This window comes from Methylobacterium sp. B1 (assembly GCF_000333255.1).
GTDB classification, from domain to species: Bacteria; Pseudomonadota; Alphaproteobacteria; order Rhizobiales; family Beijerinckiaceae; genus Methylobacterium; species Methylobacterium fujisawaense.
Genome location: NZ_BACT01000845.1, coordinates 1 through 4071, shown reverse-complemented (window position 1 = coordinate 4071; position 4071 = coordinate 1). Strand labels below are relative to the sequence as shown.

The 4071-nt window shown below is 70.1% G+C and carries 4 protein-coding genes; all 4 read left to right on the top strand.

What is annotated here, in order from left to right; all coding sequences use genetic code 11:
• Positions 1 to 1344, top strand: a 1344-nt coding sequence (locus I53_RS24450) for a thiamine pyrophosphate-dependent enzyme (RefSeq protein ID WP_043355610.1), incomplete at its 5' end; no start/stop codon positions are given.
• 30 nt (positions 1345 to 1374) lie between these two features.
• Complete coding sequence (locus tag I53_RS24445) at positions 1375 to 1770, top strand: hypothetical protein (RefSeq protein ID WP_043355608.1); 396 nt, start codon at positions 1375 to 1377, stop codon at positions 1768 to 1770.
• A 31-nt stretch (positions 1771 to 1801) separates the two neighbouring features.
• Positions 1802 to 3313, top strand: a complete 1512-nt coding sequence (gene mqo, locus I53_RS24440; protein ID WP_043355606.1) for a malate dehydrogenase (quinone) — start codon at positions 1802 to 1804, stop codon at positions 3311 to 3313.
• Between the two features lie 107 nt (positions 3314 to 3420).
• Positions 3421 to 4071: cytochrome ubiquinol oxidase subunit I (locus tag I53_RS24435; protein WP_043355604.1), on the top strand; the 651-nt coding region annotated here is incomplete at its 3' end.

Below are 4071 nucleotides of genomic sequence, written 5' to 3'. Positions count from 1 at the left end.
GAGCTGGTCTCCTCGCCGGCCCAGCTGCCCGGCGTGATCGAGACCGCGATCCGCGTCGCCGTCGCCGAGCGCGGGGTCGCCGTGGTGGTGATCCCCGGCGATGTCGGCCTCATGGCCATGCCGGGGAACGCGCCCGAACTCTCCGCCGCCCTGGTGCCGCCCCCGCCCGTGGTGCGCCCGCGCGACGCCGACCTCGATGCGCTGGCCGGGATGCTCAACGATGCCGGCCGCGTGACCCTGTTCTGCGGCCGCGGCTGCGCCGGCGCCCACGCGGAGCTGCTGCAGCTCGCCGAGGCGCTGAAGGCGCCGGTGGTCCACGCGCTCGGCGGCAAGGAATACGTCGAGTGGGACAATCCCTACGACGTCGGCATGACCGGGCTGATCGGCTTCTCCTCGGGCTACCGGGCGATGCTCGACTGCGACACCCTGCTTCTGCTCGGCACCGGCTTCCCCTATCGCCAGTTCTACCCGGAGGACGCCAAGATCGCGCAGGTCGACCTGCGGGCCGGGAGCCTGGGGCGCCACTGCCGGATCGATCTCGGCCTGATCGGCGACGTCGGGGAGACGATCGCGGCGCTGCTGCCGAAGCTGCAGGCGAAGACCGACCGGGCGCATCTCGACGACAGCCTCGCCCATTACCGCAAGGCCCGCGCCGGGCTCGACGCCCTGGCGGTGGGCAAGCCCGGGGGCAAGATCCACCCGCAATACGTCGCCCGCACCCTGAGCGAGGCGGCCTCCGAGGACGCGGTGTTCACCTTCGACGTCGGCACGCCGACGATCTGGGCGGCCCGCTACCTCGCCATGAACGGCAAGCGCCGGCTGATCGGCTCGCTCAACCACGGCTCCATGGCCAACGCCCTGCCGCAGGCGATCGGCGCGCAGGCGGCCTATCCCGGGCGGCAGATCATCTCGTTCTCCGGCGACGGCGGCTTCGCCATGCTGATGGGCGACCTGCTGACCCTCAACCAGCACAAGCTGCCGGTGAAGATCGTGGTGCTGAACAACGGCACCCTGGGCTTCGTCGAGATGGAGATGAAGGCCGCGGGCTTCCTCGAGACCGGCGTCGAACTGGTGAACCCGGACTTCGCCGCCATGGCGCGCGGGGCCGGCATCTTCGCCCGGCGCGTCGAGGATCCGGCCGAACTGCCGGACGCGATGCGCGCGCTGCTCGACCACGACGGTCCGGCTCTCCTCGACGTCGTCTCGGCCCGCCAGGAACTGTCGATGCCGCCGAAGGTCGGCCTCGAGCAGGTGACGGGCTTCGGGATGTGGCTCGCCAAGGCGGTAATCGACGGGCGCGGGACCGAGATCGTCGACCTCGCCAAGACCAACCTCTGGCGCTGACGCGCCGATCCCAAGCTGGAGATCAGCCCGATGATCCGCTGCGTTCGCATCTGGACCGGTGACGACGGCAATTCCCACTTCGCGGAGGGCGTCATCGACCTGCCCCACGGCGAGCGCGGCGACATCCTCAGCGGCACGACCGACGTGGTCTCGATCTCTTTCCGGGAGACGCAGTCCGGCGGCACCTACGCGTGGCACACGGCCCCGACCCGCCAGTTCGTCATTACCCTGCGCGGCACCCTCGACTTCCAGACGAAGGCCGGGGCGCATTTCACGATTCGCCCCGGCGACATCCTCATCGCCGAGGACACGGCCGGCTCCGGCCATTCCTGGCGCCTCGTCGACGACGAGCCCTGGTGCCGGGCCTACGTGATCCTCGCCCCCGGCGCCGAGGCCCGGCTGCCCTTCCTCCCGAACGCCCAGTGAGTTCCCCCGAACCGGTGCCAGGAGTTCCGCGATGGCCGGCCTAAGCGACGACGACACTCCCGACGTGGTGCTCATCGGCGCCGGGATCATGAGCGCGACCTTCGGCACGGTCCTGAAGGAGCTGGAGCCGTCACTGCGGATCGCGATGTTCGAGACGCTCCACGACTGCGCGCAGGAGAGCTCGGAGGGCTGGAACAACGCCGGCACCGGCCACGCGGCCAATTGCGAGTTGAACTACACGCCCCAGCGCCCCGACGGCAGCGTCGACATCGCCAAGGCCCTGGAGGTCAACACCGAGTTCGACATCTCGCGCCAGCTCTGGGCGCATCTCGTGCGGAAGGGCGCGATCCCCGATCCCCGCGCCTTCATCCATCCCTGCCCGCACATGAGCTTCGTCTGGGGGGCCGAGAACGTCGCGTTCCTCAAGGCGCGCTATGCCGCGATGTCGGCGCACCATTGCTATCACGGCATGGAGTACAGCGAGGACCCGCAGGTCATCGCCGGCTGGGCGCCGCTGATCATCGAGGGCCGCGGCCCCGGCGAGCCCATCGCCGCCACCCGGATCGTCACCGGGACGGATGTCGATTACGGCGCCCTCACGCACCTGCTGGTCAAGCAGCTCGCGGCGCAGCCCGGCTTTTCCGTGCACTACAACCGGAAGGTCGTCGCCCTCGACCGGGTCGACGACGGCCGCTGGGCCGTCACCGTCGAGGACACCTACGACGGCACGCGCCAGACCGTGACGGCGAAGTTCGTGTTCATCGGCGCGGGCGGCGGCTCGCTGCCGCTGCTGCAGGCCTCGAAGATCCCGGAGGGGCGCGGCTACGGCGGCTTCCCGGTCTCCGGCATCTGGCTGCGCTGCGACGTCGACGCGGTCAGCGCGCGCCACCACGCCAAGGTCTACGGCAAGGCGGCCTCCGGCTCGCCGCCGATGTCGGTGCCCCACCTCGACACCCGCATCATCGGCGGCAAGCGCTCGCTGCTGTTCGGACCCTATGCGGGCTTCTCGTCGCGCTTCCTCAAGCACGGCGCGCTCACGGACCTGTTCACCGCGCTGACCCCGCACAACATCGTGCCGCTGCTCGACGTCGCCAAGGACAACGTCGCGCTGACCGAGTACCTCGTGGGCCAGGTGCTCCAGAGTTCCGACCACCAGTTCGCGACCCTGAAGCAGTTCTTCCCCAAGGCGCTGAAGCAGGACTGGACGTCGGCGGTCGCCGGCCAGCGGGTGCAGACGATCAAGCCGACCGGCCAGTCGAACCCGCTGGAGGAGGGCTACCTCGAATTCGGCACCGAGCTCGTGGCCGCCGCCGACCACTCGATCTGCGCGCTGCTCGGGGCCTCGCCGGGCGCCTCGACGGCGGCCTTCATCGCGGTCGAGGTGCTGGAGAAGTGCTTCGCCGACCGGCTGACGCCGGAGGGCTGGCTGCCCCGCCTCAAGGCCGTGATCCCGACCTACGGCATCGACCTCAAGCAGGATGCCGAGGCCTGCCGGCGCAGCCGGGCCGAGACGGCGCCGATCCTGAGGATCGACACCGTCTGACACTTCCGCGAGGCGCGGTTCCCCGCGCCCCGCCGGTGGACATCTGAGGGTGCGACGCGCCCGAGCGGGGGCGGCGGAGCGGCAAGCTTCGGCTGGAGAGAGGAACGATGGACATCTCCGCCCTGATGCTGTCGCGCATCCAGTTCGCCTTCACGGTCTCGTTCCACATCATCTTCCCGGCCTTCACGGTCGGGCTGGCGGCCTGGCTCGCCTTCCTCCAGGCGCGGGCGATGATCTCGGGCGAGCCGGTCTACGACCGCCTGTTCGACTTCTGGCTCAAGATCTTCGCGGTCGCCTTCGGGCTCGGGGTCGTCTCCGGCATCGTCATGGCGTTCCAGTTCGGCACCAACTGGAGCGAGCTCGCCCGCCGCACCGGGCCGATCCAGGGGCCGCTTCTCGGCTACGAGAGCTTCACGGCCTTCGCGCTGGAGGCCTCGTTCTTCGGCGTGCTGATGTTCGGCCGGCGGCGGGTGCCGCGCTGGTTCTACCTGTTCGCCTGCCTGATGGTCTGCCTCGGCACCAGCCTGTCGTCGTTCTGGATCCTCGTGAACAACTCGTGGATGCAGTATCCGACCGGCTTCGCCCTGCGGCCGGACGGCGTGTTCGTGCCGACCGACTGGTGGGCGATCCTCTTCAACGGGGTCGTCTGGGTCCGCTTCCCCCACATGGTCCTGGCCGCCTACGTCACCACCAGCTTCTGCGTGGCGGCGACGGGCGCGTGGTCCATGCTGCGGGGCCGGGACCGCGNGAGGCCCGCG